We start from the raw sequence: 3,709 nt of genomic DNA, 5'->3' as shown, positions 1-3,709 counted from the left end.
GCCGTAGCACTTCCTCGGTCGGCGGAACTGGTCGTCGCGCTCGTCGCGGTGATCAAGGCCGGCGGTGGATACCTCCCCGTCGACCCGAGCTACCCACTCGACCGGGTCGAGTACATGCTCGACGATGCTCGCCCCACCACCGTTCTGTTGTCCGGCTCGGACCGAGTCGAACTGCCGTCCGACGTCGAATCACGTACCGGCGCAGCGCTGCTCGATATCGACACCGTCGATCTGTCCTCGGTGTCCGACGATCCCGTCACCGACGAGGATCGGACTGCTCCGCTGCGGCCCGACAACGTCGCCTACGTCATCTACACCTCGGGTTCGACGGGGCGTCCCAAGGGCGTGATGGTTCCGCATCGCAACGTCATTCGGCTGCTCGACAACACCGATTCTGTCTACGGCTTCGGTGCCGACGACGTCTGGACGATGTTCCACTCCTACGCATTCGACTTCTCGGTGTGGGAGCTGTGGGGACCGTTGCTGTACGGCGGCACGTTGGTCGTCGTCGACTACTTCACCTCACGGTCGCCGGAGGCATTCCACCGACTGCTCGTCGACGAGCAGGTCACGGTGCTCAACCAGACGCCGTCGGCGTTCTATCAGCTCTCCGAGGCCGATCGCACGACGGCGACCGCGCACGGCGAATTGGTGCTGCGGTACGTGATCTTCGGCGGCGAAGCCCTCGAACAACGACGGCTGACCGGCTGGTTCGAACGGCACGGGCACAGTGCGCCCCAGCTCGTCAACATGTACGGCATCACCGAGACGACCGTGCACGTGTCCTACCGTGCGCTCGATGCCGCGTCCGTCGAGACCAGTGCGTCGGTGGGCGGTAAGCCGATCGCCGGGCTGCGGGTATTCGTACTGGACACTCGCCTGCACCCGGTTCCGGTCGGGGTGCCCGGTGAAATGTACGTCGCCGGTGGACAACTCGCCCGCGGTTACCTCGGTCGCCGGGAACTGACGTCGGTCCGCTTCGTGGCGAACCCGTTCGCGTCGGGAGCCGACGAGGGATCGCTGCTGTACCGAACCGGTGACCTCGCACAGTGGAACGCCGCAGGCGAACTCGAGTACCTCGGACGTTCCGACGACCAGGTCAAGGTGCGCGGATTCCGCATCGAACTGGGTGAGGTCGAGGCGGCGGTGTCCGCGCAGCCGACCGTCACCCAGGCCGCCGTGGTCGTGCGCGAGGACTCGCCCGGTGCAGCTCGACTGGTCGCCTACGTGGTGTCCGCCGCGGTCGAGGGCAGACCGATCGTCGACATCGAAGACATCAGAACCGGTATCGCAGAGGTACTTCCCGAGTACATGGTGCCGTCGGCTTTCGTCGTGCTCGACTCGATCCCACTGACCGTCAACGGCAAGCTCGATCGCCGGGCACTGCCGGCTCCGGTGTTCGAGGTGCGCGAGTTCCGCGCCCCGACCACACCGATCGAGGAGATCGTCGCCGACGTCTTCGCCGACGTTCTCGGCGTGGAACGCGTGGGTCTCGACGACGACTTCTTCGAACTCGGCGGCAACTCGCTGATCGCCACGCAGGTGGTCTCGCGCCTCGGAGTCGCTCTCGATGCGACCGTGCCGGTGCGCATGCTGTTCGAGGCATCGACCGTAGCGCTGCTCGCGGTACGGGTGGAGCAGGCCGCAGGGGAGGGCGGCCGCGTCGCGCTCGTCGCAACCGTGCGGCCCGAGCGCATTCCGCTCTCGCTCGCGCAGCAGCGAATGTGGTTCCTCAATCGATTCGACGCCGATTCGACCGCGTACAACATTCCGTTCGCACTGAGACTGACCGGCGAACTCGACGTCGCCGCGTTGCAGGTGGCGATCATGGACGTCATCGACCGTCACGAATCGCTGCGCACGGTCTATCCCGACACCGCGGCCGGCCCGCAGCAGACCATCCTCGACGCCGCGCAGACGGTGCCGAACCTGATGCCCGTTCCGACGTCCGCGACCGATATCCAGCGGCAGGTCTTCACGCTCGCGTCGACGACGTTCGACGTGACGGTCAACGTTCCGATTCAGGCTCGCCTCTTCGAGATCGGTCCCCGCGAGCACGTCATCGCCATGGTGGTGCACCACATCTCGGCCGACGGCTGGTCGATGGGTCCACTGGCCCGCGACCTCATGATCGCGTACGCCTCACGCACCGCGTGGGAGAACCCGGCGTGGATGCCGCTCGAGGTGCAGTACGCCGACTACAGCCTGTGGCAGCGTTCGGTTCTCGGCTCCGAGGACGATCCGCACTCGCTGATCTCCGGTCAGGTCGACTACTGGGCCGACATGCTTGCCGGTCTGCCCGACCAGCTGGACCTGCCGACCGATCGGCCGCGCCCGAATCGTCAGTCGTACCAGGGATCGTCGATCCGATTCGAGGTACCGGCCGAGGTCCACCGAGGCCTGTCCTCGCTGGCCCACACGCACAACGCATCGCTGTTCATGGTCGTGCACGCCGCTCTGGCGGTACTGCTCGCGCGCCTGTCCGGCACCGAGGACATCGCGATCGGTACCCCGGTCGCAGGCCGCGGCGACGCAGCCTTGGACGACGTGGTCGGCATGTTCGTCAACACCCTCGTGCTGCGCACCGACATCGAGTCGGGTCGCACGTTCTCGGAGCAGATCGGCCGCGCCCGCGAGGTCGCGCTCGGTGCGTTCGGGCACGCCGATCTGCCGTTCGAGCGCTTGGTCGAGGTGCTGAACCCGTCCCGGTCGCAGGCTCGGCACCCGCTGTTCCAGGTGATGCTCTCGTTCGAGAACCTCACCCGTACGCACGTGGACCTACCCGGACTGTCGGTGGACAGCGTCGCCCTGGATGCCGAGGTGGCGAAGTTCGACCTGCAGCTGACCGTCACCGAGTCCATCGGAGTGGACGGTCGCGGACAGGGCATGGCAGCCGAGTTGACCTACGCGACCGATCTTTTCGACGCCGCGACGGTCCGAGGATTTGCCGAACGTTTCGTGCGGATGCTCACTGCCGTGGTCGCAGATCCCTCGCTGTCGGTGGGAGACATCGACCTTCTCGACGACGGCGAGCGCGAGCGCGTCGTCACGGCGTGGAACCGGACCGAACACGACGTGCCGAAGCAGGTGACGTTGGTCGACCTGTTCGACCGTCAGGTCGACCGGACCCCCGATGCACCGGCTCTGGTGTTCGAGGGGGAGCGGCTGACGTATGCGGAGTTCGCGGCGAGAGCCAATCGTCTTGCGCGACATCTGGTGTCGACCGGTGTCGGGCCCGACTCCCTCGTGGGGCTCGCCATCGGACGCAGCCTCGACCTGTTCGTGGGTATGTACGCGATCGTCAAGGCCGGAGCCGGGTACGTTCCGATCGATCCGACGCAGCCGGCCGATCGCAACGAATACATCGTGGCCACGGCCGCACCGGTCCGAGTGCTGTCCACCACGCGAGATCACGTGGAGTTCGCCGGGGTCGAGACGATCGACATCGACACACTCGACGTGTCCGACATGTCCTCGACGCCGTTGACCGACGCCGACCGTGCAGCCCCGCTGCGGCCCTCGAACATCGCCTACGTGATCTTCACGTCGGGATCGACAGGTCGCCCCAAGGGTGTCGGGGTCTCGCACGAGGCGATCGTCAACCGCCTGCTGTGGATGCAGCACGAGTATCGGCTGAACGCCGACGACGTGGTGCTGCAGAAGACTCCGTCGACCTTCGACGTCTCGGTGTGGGAGTTCTTCTGGGCTC

General features: G+C 66.3%; 1 protein-coding gene. It reads left to right on the top strand.

The window, feature by feature from the left end; genetic code table 11:
- Positions 1–3,709, top strand: a 3,709-nt coding sequence (locus tag A2J02_RS17105; protein ID WP_156516263.1) for a non-ribosomal peptide synthetase, incomplete at both ends; no start/stop codon positions are given.

It is taken from the genome of Rhodococcus sp. EPR-147 (assembly GCF_001647185.1).
In the GTDB taxonomy this organism is placed as follows: domain Bacteria; phylum Actinomycetota; class Actinomycetes; order Mycobacteriales; family Mycobacteriaceae; genus Rhodococcoides.
The sequence above is the reverse complement of the archived record's forward strand: the minus strand, read 5'-3'. Positions and strand labels throughout refer to the sequence as shown.